General features: G+C 70.9%; 21 protein-coding genes and 1 pseudogene. 18 read left to right on the top strand and 4 right to left on the bottom strand.

Annotated features, from left to right (window positions below):
* Window positions 1–291: 291 nt before the first annotated feature.
* From QMO56_RS02655 to QMO56_RS02625, 7 genes are all read left to right on the top strand, one after another.
* Window positions 292–1,524 (top strand): amidohydrolase family protein, encoded by a 1,233-nt coding sequence (locus tag QMO56_RS02655; protein WP_283523487.1) that lies wholly within the window; start codon window positions 292–294, stop codon window positions 1,522–1,524.
* Between the two features lie 69 nt (window positions 1,525–1,593).
* Window positions 1,594–2,403 carry an ABC transporter permease gene (locus tag QMO56_RS02650; RefSeq protein ID WP_283523785.1) on the top strand — a complete coding sequence of 270 codons (810 nt, stop codon included), beginning with the start codon at window positions 1,594–1,596 and terminating at the stop codon, window positions 2,401–2,403.
* Between the two features lie 34 nt (window positions 2,404–2,437).
* Complete coding sequence (locus tag QMO56_RS02645; RefSeq protein WP_283523486.1) at window positions 2,438–3,496, top strand: ABC transporter ATP-binding protein; 1,059 nt, start codon at window positions 2,438–2,440, stop codon at window positions 3,494–3,496.
* Between the two features lie 27 nt (window positions 3,497–3,523).
* Complete coding sequence (locus QMO56_RS02640) at window positions 3,524–4,555, top strand: extracellular solute-binding protein (RefSeq protein WP_283523485.1); 1,032 nt, start codon at window positions 3,524–3,526, stop codon at window positions 4,553–4,555.
* A gap of 3 nt (window positions 4,556–4,558) precedes the next feature.
* Window positions 4,559–5,386 carry an ABC transporter permease gene (locus tag QMO56_RS02635; RefSeq protein WP_283523484.1) on the top strand — a complete coding sequence of 276 codons (828 nt, stop codon included), beginning with the start codon at window positions 4,559–4,561 and terminating at the stop codon, window positions 5,384–5,386.
* Window positions 5,387–5,506: 120 nt separating this feature from the next.
* Window positions 5,507–7,108 (top strand): amidohydrolase family protein, encoded by a 1,602-nt coding sequence (locus QMO56_RS02630; RefSeq protein WP_283523483.1) that lies wholly within the window; start codon window positions 5,507–5,509, stop codon window positions 7,106–7,108.
* The gene (locus QMO56_RS02625; RefSeq protein WP_283523482.1) at window positions 7,105–8,139 is read left to right on the top strand and encodes a GTP-binding protein; all 1,035 of its coding nucleotides are present in this window, start codon (window positions 7,105–7,107) and stop codon (window positions 8,137–8,139) included. The genes QMO56_RS02630 and QMO56_RS02625 overlap by 4 nt, the downstream gene beginning before the upstream one ends.
* Before the next feature lie 9 nt (window positions 8,140–8,148).
* Here the strand turns inward: QMO56_RS02625 and QMO56_RS02620 are convergent, their stop codons facing one another.
* The gene (locus QMO56_RS02620) at window positions 8,149–9,357 is read right to left on the bottom strand and encodes an LLM class flavin-dependent oxidoreductase (protein WP_283523481.1); all 1,209 of its coding nucleotides are present in this window, start codon (window positions 9,355–9,357) and stop codon (window positions 8,149–8,151) included.
* Between the two features lie 304 nt (window positions 9,358–9,661).
* Here QMO56_RS02620 and QMO56_RS02615 point away from each other — a divergent pair, with 304 nt between their 5' ends.
* Window positions 9,662–12,013, top strand: a complete 2,352-nt coding sequence (locus tag QMO56_RS02615; protein WP_283523480.1) for a xanthine dehydrogenase family protein molybdopterin-binding subunit — start codon at window positions 9,662–9,664, stop codon at window positions 12,011–12,013.
* Window positions 12,014–12,056: 43 nt separating this feature from the next.
* Here the strand turns inward: QMO56_RS02615 and QMO56_RS02610 are convergent, their stop codons facing one another.
* From QMO56_RS02610 to QMO56_RS02600, 3 genes and pseudogenes are all read right to left on the bottom strand, one after another.
* The gene (locus tag QMO56_RS02610) at window positions 12,057–12,893 is read right to left on the bottom strand and encodes an alpha/beta fold hydrolase (RefSeq protein ID WP_283523479.1); all 837 of its coding nucleotides are present in this window, start codon (window positions 12,891–12,893) and stop codon (window positions 12,057–12,059) included.
* Window positions 12,894–13,207: 314 nt separating this feature from the next.
* Window positions 13,208–13,379: pseudogene (locus QMO56_RS26955) on the bottom strand (DapH/DapD/GlmU-related protein); the annotation flags it as partial.
* Between the two features lie 526 nt (window positions 13,380–13,905).
* Window positions 13,906–14,601 carry a GntR family transcriptional regulator gene (locus QMO56_RS02600; RefSeq protein WP_283523477.1) on the bottom strand — a complete coding sequence of 232 codons (696 nt, stop codon included), beginning with the start codon at window positions 14,599–14,601 and terminating at the stop codon, window positions 13,906–13,908.
* Window positions 14,602–14,716: 115 nt separating this feature from the next.
* Here QMO56_RS02600 and QMO56_RS02595 point away from each other — a divergent pair, with 115 nt between their 5' ends.
* From QMO56_RS02595 to QMO56_RS02550, 10 genes are all read left to right on the top strand, one after another.
* Window positions 14,717–15,580: a fumarylacetoacetate hydrolase family protein gene (locus tag QMO56_RS02595; protein WP_283523476.1), complete on the top strand. Its 864-nt coding sequence runs from the start codon at window positions 14,717–14,719 to the stop codon at window positions 15,578–15,580.
* Between the two features lie 87 nt (window positions 15,581–15,667).
* A complete protein-coding gene (locus QMO56_RS02590) occupies window positions 15,668–16,330 on the top strand; it encodes a polysaccharide deacetylase family protein (RefSeq protein ID WP_283523475.1) in 663 nt (220 codons plus the stop codon).
* Entirely contained in the window at window positions 16,327–17,307 is a 981-nt protein-coding gene (locus tag QMO56_RS02585) for a tripartite tricarboxylate transporter substrate binding protein (protein WP_283523474.1), read from the top strand. The genes QMO56_RS02590 and QMO56_RS02585 overlap by 4 nt, the downstream gene beginning before the upstream one ends.
* A 77-nt stretch (window positions 17,308–17,384) precedes the next feature.
* Complete coding sequence (locus QMO56_RS02580) at window positions 17,385–18,290, top strand: dioxygenase (RefSeq protein ID WP_283523473.1); 906 nt, start codon at window positions 17,385–17,387, stop codon at window positions 18,288–18,290.
* A 181-nt stretch (window positions 18,291–18,471) separates the two neighbouring features.
* The gene (locus QMO56_RS02575) at window positions 18,472–19,617 is read left to right on the top strand and encodes an amino acid ABC transporter substrate-binding protein (RefSeq protein WP_283523472.1); all 1,146 of its coding nucleotides are present in this window, start codon (window positions 18,472–18,474) and stop codon (window positions 19,615–19,617) included.
* Complete coding sequence (locus QMO56_RS02570; protein ID WP_283523471.1) at window positions 19,617–20,498, top strand: branched-chain amino acid ABC transporter permease; 882 nt, start codon at window positions 19,617–19,619, stop codon at window positions 20,496–20,498. The genes QMO56_RS02575 and QMO56_RS02570 overlap by 1 nt, the downstream gene beginning before the upstream one ends.
* The gene (locus tag QMO56_RS02565) at window positions 20,495–21,475 is read left to right on the top strand and encodes a branched-chain amino acid ABC transporter permease (protein WP_283523470.1); all 981 of its coding nucleotides are present in this window, start codon (window positions 20,495–20,497) and stop codon (window positions 21,473–21,475) included. Before QMO56_RS02570 ends, QMO56_RS02565 begins: the two co-directional genes overlap by 4 nt.
* Window positions 21,472–22,185 (top strand): ABC transporter ATP-binding protein, encoded by a 714-nt coding sequence (locus tag QMO56_RS02560; protein WP_283523469.1) that lies wholly within the window; start codon window positions 21,472–21,474, stop codon window positions 22,183–22,185. The genes QMO56_RS02565 and QMO56_RS02560 overlap by 4 nt, the downstream gene beginning before the upstream one ends.
* On the top strand, window positions 22,175–22,906 hold the full coding sequence (locus tag QMO56_RS02555; RefSeq protein ID WP_283523468.1) for an ABC transporter ATP-binding protein: 732 nt from the start codon (window positions 22,175–22,177) through the stop codon (window positions 22,904–22,906). The genes QMO56_RS02560 and QMO56_RS02555 overlap by 11 nt, the downstream gene beginning before the upstream one ends.
* Window positions 22,812–23,822: an NAD(P)-dependent oxidoreductase gene (locus QMO56_RS02550; RefSeq protein ID WP_349362336.1), complete on the top strand. Its 1,011-nt coding sequence runs from the start codon at window positions 22,812–22,814 to the stop codon at window positions 23,820–23,822. The genes QMO56_RS02555 and QMO56_RS02550 overlap by 95 nt, the downstream gene beginning before the upstream one ends.
* The last annotated feature ends 12 nt before the right edge of the window (window positions 23,823–23,834 follow it).

The raw sequence follows: 23,834 nt of genomic DNA, 5'->3' as shown, positions 1-23,834 counted from the left end.
GTGTGCTCCGGCGCCGCTGCCCCGGGGCGTACAGACCCTCCAGGCGCCCGGCTGCCTCCATCCGGCGCAGCCGGTGCCCAGCCTTGTGGCAAAGCCCGCCCGCGAAAGCGCCTCAAAAGGGAAAAACCGGCTTGCCTCTTTGTGTCCCGGCGGCTCCCATGCGGCCCGCCCGCCAGGGAGGCAGGCAAGAGGACAGGGAATGACGGGCGGAGCGGAAGCACGGCGGGCGAATCGTCCGCCGCACGCCCTGCTTCATCCCGGCCCATTGACTTCGGAAGACAGAGTCTGCTCATGCCCGCCATGTTTCTTGCCAATGCCCGCATCGTTGACGGCACCGCGCCCGAGCCGACTCCCCCGCAGGGGGTGGTGATCGAAGGCGGCCGTATCCGTGAGGTCTCGCCCGGCGCGCGCCCGCCGGCGGGGGCCGAGACGATCGACCTCGGCGGTCGTGTGCTGATGCCCGGGCTGATCGACTGCCACGTGCATGTTGTGGCGGTCGAGGCCAGCCTGGCACGCAACGCCATGCTACCGGATTCGCTGGTGGCTGCCCGCTCCATCCGCCTGCAGGGCGAAATGCTGATGCGCGGCTTCACCACCGTGCGCGATGTCGGCGGCGCCGATCTCGGCCAAGCGCTGGCGGTGGAGGAAGGCACGGTGCTCGGCCCGCGCCTGATCATCTCCGGCAAGGCGCTGAGCCAGACCGGCGGCCATTGCGACTTCCGCGGCCCCTTCGACGACACGCCGCCGCGCTTCTCCCGCCGCCTCGGCGCGCTCGGCCGGCTCTGCGACGGCGTGCCGGCCGTGCGGCAGGCGGCGCGCGAGGAGATCAAGGCCGGCGCCCGCTTCGTGAAGATCATGGCCAATGGCGGCGTCGCCTCGCCCACCGACCCGATCCACTTCCTCGGCTTCTCCCGCGAGGAGATCACGGCGGTGGTGGAGGAGGCAAGCAATGCCGGCACCTATGTCTCGGCGCATCTCTACACCGACGCGGCGATCCGCCGCGCCGTCGAGTGCGGCGTGCATTCGCTGGAGCACTGCAACCTGATTACCGCGGCGACAGCGCGCCTCGCCGCCGAGCGCGGTGCGGTGGCGGTGCCGACCCTCGTCACCTACGACAAGCTCTCCGAGGAGGGCGAGGCGCTGGGCATCGGCCCGGAGGCGGTGGCGAAAGTGGACGACGTGCGGCTCGCCGGGATGGAATCGCTTGCCATCATGCAGCGCGCCGGACTGCCCATGGCCTATGGCAGCGACCTGCTCGGGCCGATGCACCGCCACCAGTCCGAGGAATTCGTCATCCGCGGCCGGGTGATGCCGGCGCAGGCGGTGATCGCCTCGGCGACCTGGATTGCCGCGCGGCTCTGCCGCATGGAGGGCGAGATCGGCTGCGTCGCGCCTGGCGCGCATGCCGACCTGATCGTGGTGGACGGCGACCCGCTGGCGGACCTTTCGCTGCTGACCGGTCAGGGCCGCCACATGCCGCTGATCCTGAAGGGCGGCGCCGTGGTCAAGCAGGCGCGGTGGTGAGGCGGAAGTGCAGCCGATGACGAAGCAGCCCTTTGCACCGCGTGGCCCGGTCGTGCGGGAGCGGCCGTGATGGGCTCGCTCCTGCTCCGCCGCGCGTTCTATCGCGGCAGCATCGCCTTCGCCTTCCTGCTGATGCTGGCGCCGGTCCTGACCGTCATCACCATCAGCTTCTTCCGGCAGGAGATCGTCACCTTTCCGCCGGAGGCGCTGACGCTGCGCTGGTACGTCAATGCGTGGAGCCAGCAGGAATTCGCCCGCGGTTTCGTCACCAGCCTGCAAGTGGCGGCGCTGGCGACGCTGATCGGCGTGCCGCTCGGCACCGCCGCCGCGCTGGCGCTGCAGCGCAGCCGCATCCGCGGCAAGGGCGCGCTGAACGCGCTGCTGCTCGGGCCGCTGGCGGTGCCCGGCGTGGTCGGCGGCACGGCGCTGTTCATGTTCTACCTGCGCGCCGAGTTCTGGCTCGACCGCGACATCACCGCCACGCTGGAGGGGCTGGTCGCCGCGCATGTGCTGCTGACCATCCCCTGGTCGGTGCGGCTGGTCTCGGCCAGCCTCACCGGGCTTGACCGCTCGGCCGAGGAGGCGGCGGCCAATCTCGGCGCCCGGCCGCTGACGGTGTTCTGGCGCGTGACGCTGCCGATGATGCGGCCCGGCATCGTCGCCGCCGCGCTGTTCTCCTTCATCCAGAGCTTCGAGAACCTGGAGCTGACGCTGCTGCTGGTCGGGCCCGGGCGCACCACCCTGCCGGTCGCCATGCTGAGCTACCTGGAGTTCCGCATGGACCCGACGCTCTCCGCCGTCGCCACCGTGCAGATCGTGCTGGTGGCCGCGCTGATGCTGCTGACCGACCGCTTCGTGAAACTGTCGAGGGTCGTATGACCGGCCCCGTGACCCGCACCAAAGGAGCGCGCTGATGGGAGATCTGGTGCTGGAGGCGCTGACCAAGCGGTATGGCGGCACGGTGGCGGTGGAGGACGTCGATCTGGAGGTGCGGCAGGGCGAGATGGTCGCTCTGCTCGGCCCCTCCGGCTGCGGCAAGACGACGACGCTGCGCATGGTGGCCGGCTTCATCACCCCGAGTGCAGGCCATGTGCGCATCGCCGGGCAGGACGTGACGCGCCGGCCGCCCTATGCGCGCGACACCGGCATGGTGTTCCAGTCCTACGCGCTGTTCCCGCATATGAGCGTGGCGCAGAACGTTGCCTTCGGGCTGGAGATGCGCCGCGTCGGCCGGACCGAGCGCGAGACGCGGGTGATGGAGGCGCTGCGGCTGGTCCGGCTCGACCACCTGGCCGACCGCCTGCCCGGCCAGCTCTCGGGCGGGCAGCAGCAGCGCGTGGCGCTGGCCCGCGCCCTGGTGGTGAACCCTGCCGTGTTCCTGCTGGACGAGCCGCTCTCCAACCTGGACGCCAAGCTGCGCGGCGAGGTGCGGATGGAGATCCGCAGCCTGCAGCAGCGCCTCGGCCTGACCACCCTGATCGTCACGCACGACCAGGAGGAGGCGCTGACCATGGCCGACCGTCTGGTGGTGATGGAGCGCGGCCGGGTGCGGCAGGTCGGCACCGCCGAGGAACTGTACGAAAGCCCGCGCGACCCCTTCGTCGCCGGCTTTGTCGGCCGCTGCAACCTGATCGAGGGCCAGCCCGAGGGCACAGCCGGGTTCCGCGCCAGGGGCGGCGCCCTGCTGCCCTGCACCACCGCCGCGGCGCCCGTCGGCACCGGCGGGGTACTGGCCCTGCGGCCGGAGCGCATCGCCCTGGCCGCCGCCGCGCCCGGCGAGGGCGCCGCGCGGCTGGAAGCCGTCACCTATCTGGGCGCGCAGACTGAATATGTGGTGGACTATGCCGGGACGTCGCTCGTGGTGATCCGGGCGACCCCGCCGGAGGGCGACCCGCTGCGCCGCCTGGCCCCGGGCGATGCCGTCGCGCTCACCTGGGATCCCGCCGCCGCCCGGCTGCTGCCGGCCCAATGAATCGCCGATAACAGGGAGACAAGAGACATGACCATCACCCGCCGTCTGGCACTTTCCGGGGGCGCCGCCGCCCTCACCGCCGGCCTGCCGGGCATCGCCCGCGCCGCCGATGGCCGCGTCGTCATCGGCACCTGGGGTGGCGACTACGGCAACCTGCTGCGCCAGAACATCGACGAGCCGATCGTGCAGCCCAAGGGCATCGAGGTGCTGCAGGACGTCGCCAATGCCGACCCGCGCAAGACCAAGCTGCTGGCCGAGCGCCAGACGCGCCGCGGCACCTTCGACGTGGCCTGCCTCTCCGACACCGACATGTACCTGATCTCGCAGCAGAACGCGCTGCAGCCGCTGGAGATGGGCAAGCTGAGCCGCGCGGACGCGATCATCCCGGCACTGAAGAAGCCCTACGCCATCCCGCACATCTATTCGGCGCTGGTGCTGCTCTACAACCCGGCCAAGGTGACGACCAAGCCGACCGCCTTCGCCGACATGTGGGACCCGAAGTACAAGGGCCGCGTCGGCTTCTCGGACATCCTCTACAACACCAACACCCTGGCGGCGGCGATGGCCGGCGGCGGCGGCGTGCACGACTACAAGCCCGCCGAGAAGATGCTGATGGAGATGCGCAAGCTCGACGCGAAGGTCTATCCGTCGAACGAGGCGCTGGCGGCCGCGCTGAAGTCCGAGGAGGTCTGGCTGACGCCGATGTGGCTGGCGCGCGGCTTCATGTGGAAGCAGAGCGGCATTCCGGTGAAGCATGTGGTGCCGAAGGAAGGCGCCTATTCCATCGTCTTCGAGGCGGCCATTCCGAAGAACGCCCGCAACCTGGACAACGCCTACACCTATCTCGACGCCATGCTGGACGCGAAGGCACAGACCGGCTTCGCCCGCCAGATGGGCTATCTGCCGACGGTGAAGGACGCCAAGCTGGACGCGGACCTGGCGCAGGAGATCAGCCTCTCCGAGGAGGAGCAGAACCGCCTGGTGACGCCGGATTACGAATATCTCCAGCAGCACCTGAACGAGTATCTCGACTTCTGGAACAAGCAGTTCAAGGCCTGAGGCATGGCGGCGCTCATCCTCCCCGCGGGGCTGCTGGTGGTGCTGCTCATGGTGGCGCCCATGCTGCTGCTGGCCCGCATCTCGCTGAACCAGTTTAGCCCCACCGAGATGATGGTGGAGGCGATGAGCCCCGAGAACTACATCCGTGCGGTGCAGGACCCCTATTACCGCTCGGTCCTGCTCACCACGATGGTGGTGGCGCTGGGCTGCACACTGCTCTGCCTCGCGCTCGGCTTCCCCACCGCCTATTGGCTGGCGCGGATGCAGAGCCGTTGGAAGAGCATCGCCACCATTCTGATCCTGTTTCCGCTGCTGGTCGGCAATGTCGTGCGCTCGGCCGGTTGGATCGCGCTGCTCGGCAACGAGGGCGCGATCAACGCCGCGCTGCGCGGGCTGCACCTGATCGAAGCGCCGCTGCCGCTGCTCTACAACGCCTTCGCGGTGGTGGTGGGCATCGTCGCGGTGGTGCTGCCGTACATGATCCTCACGCTCTCGGCGGTGATCGAGGGCATCCCGCGGCAGACGGAGGAGGCGGCGGCCAATCTCGGCGCGCGGCCGCTCACCGCCTTCCGCCGCGTGGTGCTGCCGCTGGCGATCCCAGGCGTGGCGGCGGGCTCGGTGCTGGTGTTCATCCTGTGCATGAACGCCTATGCCACGCCCGTGCTGCTCGGCGGGCCGCAGTTCAAGATGATGGCGCCGGCGGTGTACGACCAGTTCGTGCGTGGCAACAACTGGCCCTTCGGCGCGGCACTGGCCTTCATCCTGCTCTTCGCCACCATGGTGCTGACGCTGGTCGGCTCGGCACTGATCGGGCGCCGCTACCGGCGCTGACCACCAGAAGGGGCACCGCCCCTTCTGAACTTCCCCGCTGGGGGCTGGGGAACTCAGTTCCCCCAGCGGAGTCCAGGGGCAGCGCCCCTGGCCCCGGCCTTAGTTCTGGAGGAACCGTCCATGACCGACGACCCGATCGCCGCCGCCGCTCCCGGCGAGGAAATGACCGCCCGCAACGCGAAGAACGGCATGCCGCCGCTGGCGCCGGCCACCGCGATGGAGCACGGCACCGGTCCCTTCCGCCGGCTGATCCTGCGCGGCGCCACGGTCATCGACGGCACCGGCGCGCCGCCCTGGGGTCCGGCCGACATCGTCATCGAGGGCGACCGCATCGCCGCCATCGTGCCGGTCGGCGTGCCGGGCAAGCCGATCAGCCCGACGCGCCGCCCGCCCGCCGATGGCGCCGAGGAGATCGACTGCCATGGCCGCTTCGTCACGCCCGGGCTGATCGACTGCCACGCGCATATCGGCGTGCCCTATCACGGGCTGCATGGCGGCGCCTCCCCGGCGAGCTACGTCTACAAGCTGTGGCTGGCGCACGGCGTCACCACCATCCGCGAGATGGGCTGCTTCAACGGCCTGGGCTGGGTGCTGCAGCAGAAGCAGGCCTCGGCGGCCAACGAGATCGCCGCGCCGCGCATCCTGGCGCATCCCTACTTCCCCGGCGTCAACGACATGCTCAAGACGATCCACACGCCGGACCAGGCGCGCGCCTGGCTGGCGGCGATCCGCGAGCGCGGCGCCGATGGCGTGAAGTTCTTCGGCGCGCCGCCCGCGCTGATGCAGGCGGCGCTGGCCGAGGCCAAGGCGCTCGGCCTGCGCACCGGCTGCCACCACGCGCAGCAGGCGGTGACGCGGATGAACGCGCTGACCACCGCGCGCTGGGGCATGACCAGCGCCGAGCACTATTACGGCCTGCCGGAAGCACTCTACGAGCGCCGCATCGTCGGCGACTACGCGCCCGAGTACAACTACAACGACGAGTACTACCGCTTCTCCACCGCGGGCCGCACCTTCCCGCAGGCCGCCGAGCCCGGCAGCGCCAAGTGGAACGAGGTGATGGAGCAGTTCCTGGAGCTCGACTTCACCTTCGTGCCCACCTACACCATCTACGACGCCAACCGCGACGTGATGCGCTACCGCCGCGCCGACTGGCACGATACCTACACCTGGCCCTCGATGTGGCGCTTCTTCCAGCCGGCGCGCGGCGGGCATGGCTCCTACTGGTTCCGCTGGTCCACCACCAACGAGATCGAGTGGAAGCAGCACTACCGGCTCTGGATGCAGTTCCTCAACGAGTACAAGAATCGCGGCGGCCGCGTCTGCACCGGCAGCGATTCCGGCTTCATCTACCAGACCTTCGGCTTCGGCTATGTGCGGGAGCTGGAGCTGCTGCAGGAGGCCGGCTTCAATCCGCTGGAGGTGCTGCGCAGCGCCACCATCCAGGGCGCCGCGCTCTGCGGGCTGGAGCACGAGACGGGCAGCATCGAGGTCGGCAAGGCCGCTGACCTGCTGGTGCTGGACGAGAACCCGCTCAACGACTTCAAGCTGCTCTACGGCACCGGCGCGATGCGGCTGAACGACGAGACCGGCCAGGTGGAATGGCGGCAGGCGCTGCGCCACACCATCCGCGCCGGCGTGGTGTTCGACGTGCATGCGCTGCTGGCCGATATCCGCGACGCGGTGGCGGCGCAGAAGGAGCGCGAGACGGAACAGGCATGAGCGAGGCCCCTGCCCTGGCGCTCGCTCCCCCGGGCGAGTTCGTGCTGCTGGCCGGCTTCCTCGGCAGTGGCAAGACCAGCCTGCTGCTGGACTGGCTGGCGCTGCCGGAGGCGGCCGACACCGCGGTCATCGTCAACGAGGCCGGCGAGATCGACATCGACGGCGCGGTGATCGCCACCAGCGGCCGCCTGCCGATGGCGATGCTCTCCAATGGCTGCGTCTGCTGCTCGCTGAACAACGACCTCGTGGAGACGGTGGGCGCGCTGCTGGAGGCGCGGGCGGAGAGCAGCGCGCCGCCTTTCCGGCGGATCGTGCTGGAATGCAGCGGCCTCTCCATGCCCGGCCCCATCCTGCGAACGCTGGGCGCGCTGGCGCCGCTCGGCATGCGCGTGCGGGTGCTGGCCACCTGCGACGCCGGCCAGGCCGCCGAGCGGGCGAAGCATTTCGAGGAGGTGGCGGCGCAGCTCGCCGCCGCGGCGACCATCGTGCTGACGCGGCTCGACCTCGCGGCGCCGCAGGCGCTGGCCGAGGCGCGCGCCCTGGTCGGCACGGCCAACCCCTTCGCCACGCTGGTGGAGGAGGCGGACCGCGCCCGCCGCGCCGCCCTGGCCTTCACCGCGCCGCTGCCCTCCGGGGCGGCGCTTTCCCCCACGGCGGCGGCCGCGCAGCCGCATCCGCGCATCGCCACCGCCCTGGCGCGCTTCACCGATGCGGCGACGCTGGACGACAAGTTCGACTTCCTGGAGAACCTCGCCGCCTTCGCCGGGGAGCGGCTGCTGCGGGTGAAGGGCTTCCTCTATCCCCACGCCTCGGCAGCGCCGCTGCTGGTGCAGGCGGTGGGCAGCCTGTTCACCCCGCCCGCCACCCTTCCCGCCGCCAAGGGCGCCGAGGAGGCGGTGGTGCTGATCAGCCGCGACCTGCCGCTTTCCGAGCTGCGCGCGGCCTTCGCCGGCGCGCCCGTCAGCTTCAGCGGGTTGCAGCCCGGCCGACCGCCGCTGCGCGCGCAGGCGGCCGCCCCCTCCTTGGACTGAGGCGGCGCCTCAATCCGCCGCGCGGCTGCTGTCCCGCGCGCCGGAGGCGCGGGCGTCGAAGCCCTCCGGCACCGCGCGCCCCTCGTCGGTGAAGGCCTTGCGCAGCGCCTCCACGTTCGGGCTGAAGATGGTCTTGCGGTTCTCCACCGCCCAGGCATGGGAGGAGCGGACGGTGTCGAGCGACTGCTGGAAGCGCGGCATCACCCAGCGGGCGAAAAGCTCATAGCTGCGCCAGGTCTGCTCCCGGTCCGCCCAGTCATTGGCGCGGAACAGGAAGCCGCCGAAGCCGCCCCCGCTCTTCTCGATCAGGTTCTCGATGCCGCGCGCCACCGTCTCCGGCGAGCCGACCAGGGTGCTGCCGGACTTCACGCCATCGGTCAGCGGGTCCTCCGAGCGGCCGGGGGGGCGGCCGAGCGCATCCTCGAAATAGGTGACGGTCTCCATGCGCTCGCCGACGCGCACCTCCTCCATCGCCTTCTCGTCGGTCTCGGCGACATGGACGTTCATCACCAGCCGCCAGTCGGCGCGGCTGACGGTCTTGCCATGCTTCGCCGCCGCCTCCTCGGCGATGCGCCACTGGCCAGGCAAGGCCGCCGGTCCGCCCGGCATGCCGGCGCCGAGCGAGAGGATGCCGACGCCGTGCTTGCCCGCCACGGTGGGGCCGGACGGGGTTAGGGTGCTGGCTACCGCGATCGGGAAATGCGGGTCGCTGTAGGGGCGGAGATGGAGGCGGGCCTCGTTCATCTCGAACCAGTCCGTCTTGCGCGTCACCGGCCTGTCGCAGGCCAGCAGGGCCATGATGGCTTCCAGCGCCTCGTCCATGCGGCGGCGCTGCGTGGCGGGGTCGATGCCCAGCATGTAGGCGTCGGAGACCAGGGCGCCGGGGCCGCAGCCCAGCATGGCGCGGCCGCGCGTCATGTGGTCGAGTTGCACGAAGCGCTGTGCCACCAGGAAGGGGTGGTGGTAGGGCAGACTCGTCACGCCCGAGCCGAGGCGGATGTGCTTCGTCCGCTCGGCGGCGGCGGCGATGACCAGCTCGGGCGAGGCGATGATCTCCCAGCCGGCGGAATGGTGCTCGCCGATCCAGGCTTCGTCATAGCCGAGCCGGTCGAGCCACTCGATCATCTCGATGTCCCGCGCCATGGCGAGGGTGGGATTGTCCCCGAGCCGGTGGAAGGGCGCGAGAAAGATGCCGAATTGCAGGCCACGCTTCGCCATGGTTGTCCGTTCTCCCCGGTTGTGGGAAGCTTCGCGCAGATGCGGGTCGCTGCCAAGCACAGGCCGCGCCGCCCGGGCGGAAGAGGCCATCCGCACCGTTCCGCCGGCCCTGGACCGGGCCGGAGCGGCCTGCGGCGGCTCGACAACGTGAGCGGCGCCCCCTGCCGCCGACCCCGCCATCCGGCCCGGCGGGCTTTTCAGCCGCGCCCATGGCGTCCATTCTGGGCGGGTCATTCCTTCCTTCCCGGCCGCCCGCCGCCCCCTGGCTCCGGGCCGCCCCCAGACATCAAGCGAGCCGAGACGCATGAACTCTCCCTTTGATCCGGCCCAGGTGAAGTTTGGCATTGGTCAGCCGGTCTCCCGCAAGGAGGACCCCGTCCTGCTGCGCGGCGAGGGCCGCTACAGCGACGACCTGAACCTCCCCGGCCAGGCGCGTGCCGTGATGGTGCGCAGCCCCTATGCGCATGGCGTGTTGCGCGGCATCGACACCGCCGAGGCGAAGGGCATGCCCGGTGTCCTGGCGATCTACACCGGGCACGACCTGGAGGCGGCGGGCCTTGGCCCGATGCTGGCGGCGGTCAGCCAGAAGAACCGCGACGGCTCCGAGGCCCGCACGCCGCGCCAGGCGCCGCTGACCACCGACCGCGTCCGCTATGTCGGCGACCCCGTGGCGATCGTGGTGGCCGAGACGGTCGAGCAGGCACGCGACGCCGCCGAGGCGGTGATCCTCGACATCGAGCCGCTGCCGGCCGTCACCGAGGCGCGCGAGGCCGCCGAGGCCCCGGCCCTCTACGACGACGTGCCCGGCAACGTGGTGGTGGACTTCCACTACGGCGACGCCGGGAAGGTGGCCGAGGCCTTCGCCCGCGCCGCGCATGTCACGAAGGTGCCGCTGCGCAACAGCCGGGTGGTCGTCGCGCCGATGGAGCCGCGCTCGGCGCTGGCCACCTTCGAGCCGGGCGAGGACCGCTACGTCCTGCGCATGGGCAGCCAGGGCGTGTTCGGCATGCGCGGCAACATCGCCAAGGTGATGGGGATCGAGCCGGAGAAGCTGCGCATCCTGACCGGCAATGTCGGCGGCTCCTTCGGCATGAAGGCCTCCGTCTATCCCGAGTACATCGCGCTGCTGCATGCCGCCCGCACCCTGGGCCGCCCGGTGAAGTGGACCGACGAGCGCTCGGGCAGCTTCCTCTCCGACAGCCACGGCCGCGACCACGACATGACCGGCGAGCTGGCGCTGGACGCGGAGGGGCACTTCCTCGCGGTACGCATCAGCGGCCACGCCAACCTCGGCGCCTATCTCAGCAACGCCACCACCCTGCCCTCCACCGGAAACACGGTGAAGAACGTCGTCGGCGTCTATCGCACGCCGCTGGTGGAGGTCGCCACGCGCTGCATGTTCACCAACACCACGCCGGTCGGCGCCTATCGCGGCGCCGGGCGGCCGGAGGGGAACTACTACATGGAGCGCCTGATCGACACGGCGGCCCGCGAGATGGGCATCGACCGCGTCGAGCTGCGCCGCCGCAACCAGATCCAGCCCGACCAGATCCCCTACAAGACCCCGGCCGGCACCACCTATGACAGCGGCGACTTCCCGGCCATCCTGGACGAGGCGCTGGCCGCCGCCGACTGGGACGGCTTCGCCGCCCGCCGCGCCGAGAGCCGCCGCAACGGCAAGCTGCGCGGGCGCGGCATCGGCCACTACCTGGAAGTGACCGCGCCGCCCTCGAAGGAGATGGGCGGCATCCGCTTCGAGCCGGATGGCAGCGTGACCATCATCACCGGCACGCTGGACTACGGCCAGGGCCACGCCTCGCCCTTCGCGCAGGTGCTGGTGGACCGGCTCGGCGTTCCCTTCGAGAAGATCAACCTGCTGCAGGGCGACAGCGACGAGCTGATCGCCGGCGGCGGCACCGGCGGCTCGCGCTCGATCATGGCCAGTGGCCAGTCCATCGCCGGCGCCAGCGCGCTGGTCATCGAGAAGGGCCGGCAGCTCGCCGGGCACTTCCTGGAGGCCTCGGCGGAGGACATCGAGTTCTCCGGCGGCCGCTTCACCATCGCCGGCACCGACCGCGGCATCGGCATCATGGAGCTGGCGGAGCGGCTGCGCACGGCGGGCGACCTGCCAAGCGGCCTGCCCCGCACGCTCGACGTCTCGCATGCCGAGCAATACGAGGACTCGGCCTTCCCCAACGGTTGCCACGTCGCCGAGGTGGAGATCGACCCGGAGACCGGCGAGACCGAGGTGGTGCGCTACGTCATGGTCAACGACTTCGGCGTGATCGTGAACCCGCTGCTGGTCGAGGGGCAGGCGCATGGCGGCATCGTGCAGGGCATCGGCCAGGCGCTGACCGAGCTGACCGCCTATGACACGGAGGGCCAGATGCTCACCGGCTCCTTCATGGACTACGGCCTGCCGCGTGCCGTCCATGCGCCGCTCTTCGAGTTCCACAGCCATCCCGTGCCGGCGCGGACCAATGCGCTCGGGGCCAAGGGCTGTGGCGAGGCGGGCTGCGCGGGGTCGCTGCCGGCGGTGATGAACGCGGTGGTGGATGCCCTCGCGGAGCGGGGCACCCACCACATCGACATGCCGGCGACGCCGACGAAGATCTGGCAGGCGATCCAGGAGCGGGGCGGCGTCCCCGCGGCCTGAGAGGATGAGAGGGCGGCGCCGCGCCGCCCTCCCGCCGGGACCGCTATGCGGCGGGTGGCAGCATGCCCTCCACCGCCTGGTTGAAGGCCTCGGCCGCCTCATAGGCGACCCAGTGGCCGGCGCCGGGAATGGCCCGGCAGCGGGCATCCGGCCGGATGCCGCGGATCAGGTCGAAGCGTGCCTCCAGCTGCGGCCAGGCGATGGCGTCGCGCTCGCCGAAGATGACGTTCAGCGGCGCCGTGACGCCCGGCAGCGCATCGCGCAGCCAGGTCGGCGACATGAAGCTGCGCGAGTTGATCCGGGTGTGGTCGCTGTTCCAGCTCTGGATGGCCAGCGCGGTGGCGTCAATCCGCGCCGGGTCGGCCAGCATCAGCCGCGCCAGGTTGGTCCGGTGCGCCGCGGCGCGCTCCTCGCCCCGCTTGTCGCGGATCTTCTCCAGCACCACCGGCGGGCGCGGCAGGCCGAGGCCGCCCGCCCCCACCAGGGTCAGCGAGCGCAGGTCGCGGTCGCGCAGCGCGGCCAGCCCGCCGGAGAGCACTGCGCCGAAGGAAAAGCCCATCAGGTCGAAGCGCGTGCCGGGGCCGAGCAGCGCGTCCAGGCCGGCGGAGAGCACGGCGGTGACGCCCTGCGGCGTCGGCGGCAGCGGCGGCAGGTCGGATTCGCCCAGCCCGGGCAGGTCCGCCGCCAGCACCAGCCGGTTGCGCGACAGGGCCTCGATGTTCCGCGCCCAGTGCCGCCAGGAGCCGGCGCCGCCATGCAGCAGCACCAGCGGCGGCCCCTCGCCCCAGAGATGCCAGACCATGCCGCCCCTGCCGCAGGGTGTCTCGGCGCGGCGGGATGCCGCCTCCAGGCGCGCCACCAGGGGGGGAACCTCGTCCATCCCGCCGCTCCAGCCTGAAGCGAGCCTCGTCTCATCCCGGTCCAACATGCCTCCTTCCAGCGGCCGCGAATGGACCGCCCTCCCTTCAGTCTAGGCCGCTCCGGGCACATGGAGAGCGCCCGCCGGCAAGGCCGCCCCCTCCTGGAACTGCTGCAAATCCCTGAGCCGGATGCGCTCCGGCTCATAGGGCTGCAGGGTGTCGCCCAGGGCGAGGATGCGCTCGGCGAAGGCCTCCGGATCGCTCAGCGGCAGGTCGGCGAAGTCCGTGAAGCTGTAGCGCCACCACTTCGAGGCCATCAGCCTGGCGACCACGGGCACCGGGAAGCGCAGCCGGATGGGCTTCGCCGGGTTGCCGCCGACAATCGTGTAGGGCTCGACGCTCCGGGTCACGACGGCGCCGGCCGCGATCACCGCACCGTCGCCGATGGCGATCCCCGGCATCAGGGTGCAGCCCGCCCCGATCCACACGTCGTTGCCGATCACCGGCAGCGCCTTCTGCGGGTTCGGCTGGGCGTTGTGGAACGGCTTCCCCGTGTCCTCGACATGCGAGCGGATGATGGAGAAGTTCCTGTCGTACATGAAGGACGAGGTGCTGACCCGGTCCAGCGGATGCCTGGGCCGCGGGATCGAGAGGTCAGACGCGATGGAGCAGTAGCGCCCGACGCGCAGCCCGGGCGGAAGATGGCTCCAGGAATAGGAGAAGGCTCCCATCTCGCAGAGGGCGTTCCCGCTGAGAAAGCCGGTATGCGGCTCGACTTCCGTGTCGTCCTTGAAGTGGATGATCTGCCCCGGCCGCAGGCGGCGGACTTCCAGCTTGTTCTCGAAGAACACCCTTCGGTCACGAAGCCAGGTGATCGCCGCCTCGGTAAGGTTGATCTTCATGCGCCGCCTCCTAGCTGCCGGTCAGGATAGAGCAGGCCCGGGGAAGGCGACAATGACGGCCAGGGCCAAGCCGGGACGAAGAACCCAGGCAGCCGGCAGGTCACCCTGCGGGACAGGCGGCCCGCCGCCCTCACTCCATGCCGCGGCCCAGATCAGCGCCGACGAAAGCGCCGGTCCGCTCATAGTGCTGCGCCAGCAGGGCGGCCGCCTTCTCCGCATCGCGATCCAGCGTGGCACGGGCGATCGCGGCATGTTCGGCCGCCACGTCGCGGCCCGGATAGGCCAGGGTGTTGGAAAGCGCCCGGTAGCGCCGCGCCTCTTCCCGCAGCCGGTCGCAGAAGGCCAGCAGGGGCGGCGCGCCGCAGGCAGCCAGCAGCGCCTGATGGAAGCGCAGATGGCAGGCCTCCCATTCGGGATTCGCGACGAAGCGGTACGGGTCCAGCGAGCGGGCGATGCGGTTCAGCCGGTGCTCGGCCAGGACCAGCGCCTCCTCCCAGGCGGCGTCGCCACGCCGGATGGATTCCCGCAGCGCCGCGCACTCCGCCAGCACGCGGCTGCGGATCAGCCCGTCGAGCTGGCCCGGCGCCGCCGCCGCCACGCGGAAGCCGCGATGCTCCAGCCGCTCCGCCAGTCCCTCCGCGGCCAGCTTGGAGAGGGCTTCCCGCATCGGTGAGGCGCCGGCGCCATAGCTCTCGGCGAGGTCGCGCAATTTGAGCTTCTGTCCCGGCGCCAGCCGTCCGGAGAGGATGTCCTCGCGCAGCCGGCGATGGACGGCGGTGGCGAGGGTGGGGTCGCGCGCATCGGCGAGAGGCATGGCCTGAGACATGGCATGGCCATCATCGGCCGGCCGCCCGGGCCGCGCAAGACTTTGCGGAAATCCGGCTTGACGCTGTGGGAATTTCGATAAAACCTCTCGTGAAGAACTTCGGAGGAAACGGCGCGTGCGCCTGATCGCGTTTGAGCATGAGGGCCGTGCGGCCCTCGGCGCCCGTCTGGGCGAGGACGTCGTGGCCCTGGCCGATGTGGTGCCGGGCCTGCCGCAGGACCCCGTCCAGGCCCTGGCCGCCCTTGGCCTGCCCGAGGCCGCCCCGGCCCTGGCGGCGAAGCTGGAAGGCGCCCCGCGCCGGCCTCTGAAGGGGCTGACCCTGCTGCCGGCGGTGCCACGCCCGGGCAAGGTGATCTGCATCGGCCTGAACTACGCGCTGCACGCCAAGGAGGGGAACAACCCGATCCCCGAATACCCGGCGGTGTTCTTCCGCGGCCCCACCTCGCTCGCCGCGCATGGCGAGGCGCTGATCCGCCCCAGGGTTTCCGACAAGTTCGACTATGAGGCCGAACTGGCCATCGTGATCGGCCAGCGGGCGCGGCACCTGACGGAGGCGAATGCGCTGGCCTGCGTCGCCGGCTACACCTGCATGAACGAAGGCTCGATCCGCGACTACCAGCGCAAGTCGGCGCAGTGGACGATGGGCAAGAACTTCGACCGCACCGGCGGCCTCGGCCCCGAGATCGTCACGCCGGACGAGCTGCCGCAGGGGCCGAACGCGCTGCGCATCACCTCGCGCCTGAACGGCGAGACGATGCAGGACAGCCACACCTCGGACATGATCTTTTCCGTGCCGCGCATCCTCGCCATCCTCTCCGAGGTGATGACGCTGGAGCCGGGCGACGTGATCGCCACCGGCACGCCGAGCGGGGTGGGCTATGCGCGCAAGCCGCCGGTCTTCATGAAGGCGGGCGACACGGTGGAGATCGAGATCGAGGGCATCGGCACCCTCGTCAATCCGGTCGAGGACGAGGCCTGAGGCGATGCGCGGCACGGCAGCAGGCAGTGGGCTGCTTCGCCTCCGGGGCCGCGCTCTTCCGTGCCCCGCCGGGGAGCCCGGCGGGTCATGACCGGAGCGCCCTGCGTCACCCTGTCTTTCGACAACGGCCCCGAGCCGGAGGCGACGCCGGGCGTTCTGGATGTTCTTCGCGCGCGCGGCCTCCACGCCACCTTCTTCGTCATCGGCCGCAAGCTGGCGCCGCATCGCGCGCTGGCCGAACGCGCCCATGCCGAGGGCCACTGGATCGGCAACCACAGCTGGAATCATTCCGGCCCGCTGGGCGAGAGGCCGCCCGAGGAGGCCGAGGCGGAGATCAGCCGCACCCAGGACGTCATCGGCGACCTCTCGCACCCTGACCGGCTGTTCCGTCCGCAGGGTGGCGGCGGCGCGCTCGGCCCGCACCTGCTGAGCAGCGCCGCGCTGGATCTCCTGACGCGCGGCCGCTTCACCTGCGTGCTGTGGAACGCCGTGCCGGGCGACTTCCGCGACCCGGAAGGCTGGGTGGAGCGGGCGCTGGACCTGTGCCGCGGCCCGGCGCCGGTGGCGCTGGTGCTGCATGACCTGCCGAACGGCGCCATGCGCCACCTGGACCGCTTTCTCGGCCGCCTCGCCGATCAGGGCGCCCGCTTCACGCAGGATTTTCCCGCTGTCTGCGTCCCGCTGCGCCGCGGCGTGGCGACAGGACCGGTCGCGGACTACGTCACCCATCGCGCAGGAGCCTCCGTATGACCCTCGCCTCGCGCCGCGCCCTGCTGGGCGCCCTCGCCGCCGTGCCGCTGCTGGGCCGCCGCGCCTTCGCGCAGGACAAGGCCACCTGGCCGGACCGCCCGATCCGGCTCGTGGTGCCCTTCGGCGCCGGGACAACCACCGACGCGCTCGGCCGCATCCTCGCCGATGCGCTGGCGAAGGAGGCGGGGCAGCCTGTCGTGGTCGAGAACCGCGCCGGCGCGGGCGGCAATGTCGGCGCGCAGGCCGTCGCGCAGGCGCCGGGTGATGGCTATACGCTGCTGCTCGGCACCAACGGCACGCACGGCATCAACAGCAGCCTGTTCCCCAACCTGGGCTTCGATCCGGTGAAGGACTTCACCCCGATCGCGCCCTATGTCACCACGCCCTCCGTACTGGGCGTGCCCGTCGCCCTCAAGGCCAACTCGCTGGCGGAGCTGATCGCCCTGGCCAAGGCCAAGCCGCTGAGCTTCGCCTCGGCGGGCAACGGCACCACCGGGCATCTCTCCCAGGCGCTGTTCAACCTGCGGGCGGGCCTGGAGACGCAGCACATTCCCTATCGCAACGCCAGCCAGGCGATCACCGACCTGATCGCCGGGCGGGTGGACGCGATGTTCTACCATCCGCTCGGCCTGAAGCCCCACCTGGAGGCCGGCACGCTGAAGGCGCTGGCCGTCACCTCGCCCAAGCGCATCAGCATCCTGCCGGACGTGCCGACCATGCAGGAGGGCGGGGTGCAGGATTTCGTGGTGGAGGGGCGCTGGTCGGTCTACGGTCCGGCCGGGATGCCGGCGGAGATCGTCGCCCGGCTGAACCGCACCATCAACGCCCTGCTGGCCGACCCCGAGGCGCTGGCGCATCTTCGCATGCAGGGCGTGGAGCCGGTGGGTGGCTCGCCGGAACAGCTCGCGGCGATGACGCGGGACGAAATCGCCAAGTGGCGGCCGGTGATCGCCGCGGCCAACATCCGGCCGGACTGAGGGCAGGGCACGCGCCCCACCAAGACGTGCGACCGAGGGCGAGCCGGAGAAGCCGCCCCGGATGGAGGACACAAGAGATGGCTGACCTGGACCAGAGCACCGTCACGGACGCGGTGATCGCACAGATGGCCTCCACCTCCGACCCGCGCCTGCGGGAGGTGATGGAAAGCCTCGTCCGGCACCTGCACGACTTCGCCCGCGAGGTGAAACTCACCCCCGCCGAATGGCTCGCCGCCATCGGCTTCCTCACCCGCGTGGGTCAGGCCTGCACGCCGATCCGGCAGGAGTTCATCCTGCTCTCGGACACGCTCGGCCTGTCACGGCTGGTCAACCTGATGGACGACCAGGCCAACCGCACCGGCGAAGCCACCGAGACCAGCCTGCTCGGCCCCTTCTACCGCGAGGCCTCGCCGCAATACGGCTATGGCGAGAGCATCGCCGCGCATGCCAAGGGGCCGGAGATGATGCTCTTCGGGCGGGTGCTGAACGAGGCCGGCGAAGGCGTGCCCAATGCCGTAGTCGAGATCTGGCAGACCGATGCCGACGGCGCCTACGACCTGCAAACCAACGACCCCGATGTGATGGACATGCGCGGCCAGTTCCGCACGGATGCCGAGGGCCGCTACGCCATCCGCACGCTCGTCCCGCTCGGCTATTCGATCCCGATGGACGGGCCGGTGGGCGAACTGGTGCGGAAGCAGGGCCGCCACGGCTTCCGCCCCGCCCACATCCACATGCTGATCGGTGCCGAGGGCTACCGCGAGCTGGTGACGGCGCTCTATCTCGGCGACGATCCGCATATCGATTCCGACACGGTCTTCGGCGTCTCGGAATCCCTTGTCGTGCGGCTGCAAACCGGCCTGGAAGGCTCGCCCGCGCCGGATCTGCCGAGCGTGCGCTACGACTTCCGCATCGCGCGCCGCGCCCCGCACGACACCTCGGCCCGCGTGGGGGCGGACCCCTCGAAAGTCGCGGCGGAGTAGCCGCGCCACCCGACACGACACGCGAGCCACGGGCAGAGAAACCGGGCCGCAGGAGGAGGTTCCATGAGAGACATCAGCAGGCGCGACCTGGGCCGCCTCGCCCTGGCGGCGGCGGCGGCCGTGCCGGCCACTGTGCGCGCAGACGGCGCCTTCGGGTCCGCCGATCCGCATCGGCTATTCCATGTCGCTCTCGGGCGGGCTGGCCGGCAATGGGCGCCCTGCCCTGCTGGCGCACCGAATCTGGGCGGAGGAGGTGAACGCCAGGGGCGGACTGCTCGGCCGCCCCGTCGAGCTGGTCTATTACGACGACCAGAGCACCGGCGCCCAGGTGCCGGGCATCTACACCAAGCTGCTCGACGTGGACAAAGTGGACCTCGTCGTCTCCGGCTATGCCACCGCCATCATCGCGCCGGCCATGCCGGTCGTGATGCAGCGGAACATGACCTTCGTGTCGCTCTTCGGCACCGGCGTGAACAGCGACTTCAAGTACGACCGCTACTTCTCCATCAATCCTGCCGGCTCCGACGTGAAGGAGACCTTCGCCAGGGGCTTTCTCGACATCGCCATGGCGATGGACCCGAAGCCGCGCAGCATTGCGCTGGTGAACCTGGACAGCGACTTCCACCAGCGCACCGCCGAGAGCGCGCGCTACCTGGCGAAGCAGCATGGGCTGCGCGTGGTCTATGACCGCGCCTATCCGCCGAGCACGGTGGATTTCACGCCCATCCTGCGCTCGGTGCAGGCGGCGCGGCCGGATATCGTCTTCGTCGGCTCCTACCCGCCGGACACCGCGGGCATGCTGCGCGCGGCGAGTGAGCTGCGGGTGAACTTCCAGTTGTTCGGCGGGCCGATGATCGGGCCGCACATCACCGCGCAGAAGCTGCAGCTCGGGCCGATCCTGAACAACCTGGTGGTCTGGGACGTCTATGCGCCGGAGCCGACGCTGCAGTTTCCCGGCACCCAGGCACTGATCGAGCGCTACCAGCCGCTGGCGGCCAAGGAAGGCGCCGACGCGCTCGGCCATTACGTGCCGCCGCTGGCCTATACCCAGATGCAGGTGCTGGAACAGGCCGTGCGGCGCGTCGGCAGCCTGGACCAGGCGGCGCTCGCGGCCGACATGCACGCCAACCAGTTCGACACGGTGATCGGCCCTCTGCGCTTCGACGCAATGGGCGAATGGACCGAGGAGCGCAATCTCTACACCCAGTATCAGGGCGTACAGGGCAACGGCATCGAGCAGTTCCGCAAGCCGGGCACGCAGGTGATCCTCTACCCGCCGCGCTACAAGTCCGGCGAGCTGCGCAAGCCCTATACGGCGGGCGCCTGATGGACCCGGGCCTCGCCCTCCTCCTGAACGGGGTCGTCTCGGGCCTGCTGCTGGGCGGCCTTTATGCCGCGGCGGCGGCGGGCCTCTCCGTCTCCTTCGGCATGCTGGACGTGGTCAACATCGCCCATCCCGCCTTCATGGTGCTGGGCGCGCTGCTCGTTGCGCTGCTCTGGTCGGCGACAGGGCTCGACCCGCTGCTGCTCTCCCTGCTGCTGGCGCCGGCCTTCTGGGCACTGGGCGCGGCGATCTACGTCGCCTACCACCACTTCTTCGAGCGGCGCGGCGACGAGGCCATCCAGGGCCTCGCCTTCTTCTTCGGCGTGATGTTCCTGATCGAGGTCGGGCTGGTGCTCGCGGTCGGGCCGGAGCAGCACTTCGCCGACGCTGCCTATGCCGGCACCACCTGGCGTCTGGGGGAGATCGACCTGCCGCTGCGCATGCTGGTGCCGGCAGCGGTAGCGCTCGCGGCGATCGGTGCGCTGGCGCTCTTCCTGCGCCGGACCTTCACCGGCCGCGCCATCGCCGCCGTGGCGCAGGACCGCGAGGCGCTGCGGCTTCTGGCCATCGATCCCGTGCGCATCAAGCGCCTCGCCTTCGGCATCTCGATCGCCATGGCGGCGCTGGCCGGCGGTGCGCTGGTGGTGGTGCAGCCGGTGGATGCCTGGTCCGGCCATGTCTTCATCGGCCGCGTCTTCGCCATCGTCATCATGGGCGGGCTGGCCTCGCTGGGCGGCTGCGTGCTGGCGGCGCTGGCCTTCGGCGTGGTGGAGAACGTGACGGCCACCTTCTACGGCCCCTCCTGGTCGCCTGCCGTGGCCTTCGGCTGCCTGCTGCTGGTGCTGGCGATCCGGCCGCAGGGCCTGTTCGGGCGCGCGGCATGAGCGGCGCCGCGCTCCGTGCCGTGCCGCTGGCGGCCCCGCGCCGCCTGGGCCATGCCGGCTTCTGGCTGGCCGCCGCCGTCGCGGCGCTGCTGCTGATCCTGGCGCTGCGCGGCCTCGGCAGCGAATATGCCTATTTCGCCGCCACCTTCGTGCTGCAATACGTCGTGCTCGCCACCGCCTGGAACATCCTGGGCGGCTATGCGGGCTATGTGAATTTCGGCGCCGCCGCCTTCTTCGCCGCCGGCGCCTATACCACCGTCGCCATCGGCAAGGCCTTGGGCTTGGGGTTGCTGCCCTGCATCGGCTTCGCAGCGGTGGTGGGCGGTGCGCTCGGCCTCGGCACCGGCGTGCTGACATTGCGGCTGCGCGGCGCCTATTTCGCCATCGCCACGCTCTGCCTCGCCGTGGTGCTGCAGACCCTGGTGGTGAACTGGAGCTATGTCGGCGGATCGCGCGGCGCCTATGTGCTGCGGCCGCGCGAGGTGCCGCTCGGCTTCGACAGCTACAGCGGGCTTCTCTGCGCCGTGGCGGTGGTGCTGGCAGCGCTGGCCGTCGCCATCGCGCGGACCATCGAGAAGTCCCGCCTCGGCCTCGGCCTCGCCGCCCTGCGCGACGATGAGGCGGCGGCGGAAGCAGCCGGCGTGCCGACGCTGCGCCTCAAGCTGGTGGCGACGACGATCAGCGGCGCCATGATGGCGGTGGCCGGCGCTCCCCTGCCCTATCTCGGTTCCTATGTGGAGCCCAACTCGGCCTTCGGCCTGGCCTATGCGGTGAACGCCATCGCCATGCCGCTGATCGGCGGTACCGCGAGCTGGGCGGGGCCGCTGATCGGCGCCGTGCTGCTCGCCTCGCTGCAGCAGGCAGCGACGGTGACGATTTCCTCCGCCGCCAACCTGCTGATCGTGGGTGGCGTGCTGGTGGTCTTCGTCTGCATCGCACCGCACGGCATCATCGGGCTGTTCCGGGGGCGGCGATGAACGATATCGTCCTGCGCGCCGAGGGTGTCGGCAAGCGCTTCGGCGGCTTCACCGCACTGTCCGGCGTCGACCTGGAAGTTCGCGCCGGGGAGCGGCTGGGGCTGATCGGGCCGAACGGCTCGGGCAAGAGCACCTTCACCAATTGCCTCGCCGGCGCCTTCGCCAGCCATGACGGCGCCTTCACCTTCCAGGGCCAGAAGCTCGCCGGGCTGAAGCCGCATGAGCGCGCCCGGCGCGGGCTGGCGCGCACCTTCCAGCTTCCGCGCCCCTTCCGCGGCCTGACGGTGATCGAGAATATCCGCGTCCCCCTCGCCTATGCGGGGCGCGAGGCCGCCACCGAGGCGCGGGCCATGGAATGCCTGGAGGCCGTTGAACTGGCCGGCAAGGCGCACCGGATGCCGAAGGAACTGACCCAGGTCGAACTGCGCCGCCTGGAACTTGCCCGTGCCACCGCCCTGCGGCCGGAACTGCTGATCGCCGACGAGGCCATGGCCGGGCTGTCCCACACCGAGGTGGACCAGATCCTCGCCCTGCTGTTCCGGCTGAACGCGGGCGGCACCACCATCATCATGATCGAGCACGTCATGCGCGCCGTCACCGAATTCTCCCAGCGTCTTGCGGTGCTGGTGGCCGGGCGCAAGGTGGCGGATGGCGAGCCGCGCGCCGTGCTTGCCCTGCCCGAGGTGGAGGAGGCCTATCTTGGCCGCTAGCCTGCTCATCGAGGATCTGGATGCCGGCTATGGCGCGGTGCGCGCGCTGGACGGCGTCTCCCTCTCCGTGGCGGCAGGCGAGACGGTCGCTCTGCTCGGCACCAACGGCAATGGCAAGACGACGCTGATGCGCTGCATCCTCGGCCTGCTGCGACCGGCGCGCGGGCGCATCCTCGCCACCATCGAGGGCCGGCAGGTGGAGCTGGTGGGCCGCTCGCCGGAGGAGATCGTCGATCTCGGCATCGCCCTGGTGCCGGAGGGGCGGCGGCTGTTTCCACGGCTTTCGGTGGAGGAGAACCTGCTGCTCGGCGCCTATCGCCGCACCGCCCGCGCGGCCATCCGGCGCAACCTGGACTTCTGCTACGACGCCTTTCCGCGGCTGAAGGAACGGCGCGCGCAGCCGGTGGGCAGCATGAGCGGGGGCGAGCAGCAGATGGTGGCGCTCGGCCGCGCCGTGATGTGCGCGCCGAAGATCCTGCTGGTGGACGAGCCTTCCGTCGGTCTCGCGCCCATCCTCGTGGCGCGCACCATCGAGAAGATCGGTGAGCTGAAGGAGAAGCTGGGACTGACCGTGCTGATGGCCGAGCAGAACTTCCACCAGGCCATCCGCATCGCCGACCGCGGCTATGTCCTGGTACACGGCCAGGTGGCGTTCCAGGGCGACTCCCCGGCCGCGCTCGGGGACAGCGAGCTGGTCCGCAAATTCTATCTCGGCCTGTGAGAGGGAGGCGGTGAGCATGGGCGCGCTGCAGGGCTGGAAGCTGGGCTGGATCGGCGTCGGGAGGATGGGCACGCCGCTCTGCCGCCGCCTGCTGGAGGCGGGGGCGAGCGTCACGGCGACGGATACCGAACCCGCGCGCCTCGCCGCCCTGGCCGGTGCCGGCCTGCGCCCCGCCGCCACCGCGGCGGCCCTGGCGGATGAGGCCGACATCATCCTCTCCATGGTGCCGAACGATGCCGCGCTGCTGGCGGTGACCCTCGGCCCTGGCGGCCTCACCGAGACGATCCGGCCAAGTCAGGTTTTCATCGACCTCAGCACTGTTTCGCCGGCCAGTTCCGCGCAGGTGGCGGAGGCGATGGCGGCGCGCGGGGCGGATTATCTGCGCTGCCCCGTCTCCGGCAGCACCAGCACGGCGGCGGCCGGCGCGCTGACCCTCTTCGCCTCCGGCCCCGAGATCGCGCTGGAGCGCTGCGCGCCACTGCTCGGCGTGCTGGGCAAGGAGACGCTGCGCTGCGGCGCCGCCGAGGAGGCACGGGCCGTCAAGCTGATGGTGAACCTGGTGGTCGCCCTCACCCCGGCGGTGATCGGCGAGGCGCTGGCCTTCGGTGGGCGGCTCGGGCTCGGCTGGGAGCCGATGGTGGAGGCGCTGTCGCACAGCGTCATCGCCTCGCCGCTGCTGGCCTACAAGGCCGAGATGCTGAAGGCGCGCGACTGGACGCCCACCGCCGATCTCGACCTCATCGCCAAGGATCTCGACCTCGCGCTCGCCGTGGGGCAGCGGGAGGGCGCGCCGATGCCGCTCGCCGCGCTCGCGCGCCAGTTCGCCACGGCCTATCAGGCCAGCGGCGAGGGCGAGCTTGATTTCTTCCGTCTCGCCACCTGGCCCGAGCGGCTGCTCGCGCCCAACCCACGTTAAACCCATGATGGG

This window comes from Roseomonas sp. E05 (assembly GCF_030063475.1).
Lineage (GTDB): Bacteria > Pseudomonadota > Alphaproteobacteria > Acetobacterales > Acetobacteraceae > Pseudoroseomonas.
The sequence above is the reverse complement of the archived record's forward strand: the minus strand, read 5'-3'. Positions and strand labels throughout refer to the sequence as shown.

Bases quoted from the DNA above. Each gene is read 5' to 3' on its own strand.
- QMO56_RS02630 (WP_283523483.1), top strand. From the start codon at position 5,507: ATGACCGACGACCCGATCGCCGCCGCCGCTCCCGGCGAGGAAATGACC.
- QMO56_RS02550 (WP_349362336.1), top strand. From the start codon at position 22,812: ATGTCCTGGTACACGGCCAGGTGGCGTTCCAGGGCGACTCCCCGGCCG.
- QMO56_RS02585 (WP_283523474.1), top strand. From the start codon at position 16,327: ATGACCCTCGCCTCGCGCCGCGCCCTGCTGGGCGCCCTCGCCGCCGTG.
- QMO56_RS02565 (WP_283523470.1), top strand. From the start codon at position 20,495: ATGAGCGGCGCCGCGCTCCGTGCCGTGCCGCTGGCGGCCCCGCGCCGC.
- QMO56_RS02635 (WP_283523484.1), top strand. From the start codon at position 4,559: ATGGCGGCGCTCATCCTCCCCGCGGGGCTGCTGGTGGTGCTGCTCATG.
- QMO56_RS02620 (WP_283523481.1), bottom strand. From the start codon at position 9,357: ATGGCGAAGCGTGGCCTGCAATTCGGCATCTTTCTCGCGCCCTTCCAC.
- QMO56_RS02650 (WP_283523785.1), top strand. From the start codon at position 1,594: ATGGGCTCGCTCCTGCTCCGCCGCGCGTTCTATCGCGGCAGCATCGCC.
- QMO56_RS02640 (WP_283523485.1), top strand. From the start codon at position 3,524: ATGACCATCACCCGCCGTCTGGCACTTTCCGGGGGCGCCGCCGCCCTC.
- QMO56_RS02610 (WP_283523479.1), bottom strand. From the start codon at position 12,893: ATGGACGAGGTTCCCCCCCTGGTGGCGCGCCTGGAGGCGGCATCCCGC.
- QMO56_RS02575 (WP_283523472.1), top strand. From the start codon at position 18,472: ATGTCGCTCTCGGGCGGGCTGGCCGGCAATGGGCGCCCTGCCCTGCTG.
- QMO56_RS02570 (WP_283523471.1), top strand. From the start codon at position 19,617: ATGGACCCGGGCCTCGCCCTCCTCCTGAACGGGGTCGTCTCGGGCCTG.
- QMO56_RS02580 (WP_283523473.1), top strand. From the start codon at position 17,385: ATGGCTGACCTGGACCAGAGCACCGTCACGGACGCGGTGATCGCACAG.
- QMO56_RS02625 (WP_283523482.1), top strand. From the start codon at position 7,105: ATGAGCGAGGCCCCTGCCCTGGCGCTCGCTCCCCCGGGCGAGTTCGTG.
- QMO56_RS02645 (WP_283523486.1), top strand. From the start codon at position 2,438: ATGGGAGATCTGGTGCTGGAGGCGCTGACCAAGCGGTATGGCGGCACG.
- QMO56_RS02615 (WP_283523480.1), top strand. From the start codon at position 9,662: ATGAACTCTCCCTTTGATCCGGCCCAGGTGAAGTTTGGCATTGGTCAG.
- QMO56_RS02590 (WP_283523475.1), top strand. From the start codon at position 15,668: ATGACCGGAGCGCCCTGCGTCACCCTGTCTTTCGACAACGGCCCCGAG.
- QMO56_RS02600 (WP_283523477.1), bottom strand. From the start codon at position 14,601: ATGTCTCAGGCCATGCCTCTCGCCGATGCGCGCGACCCCACCCTCGCC.
- QMO56_RS02655 (WP_283523487.1), top strand. From the start codon at position 292: ATGCCCGCCATGTTTCTTGCCAATGCCCGCATCGTTGACGGCACCGCG.
- QMO56_RS02560 (WP_283523469.1), top strand. From the start codon at position 21,472: ATGAACGATATCGTCCTGCGCGCCGAGGGTGTCGGCAAGCGCTTCGGC.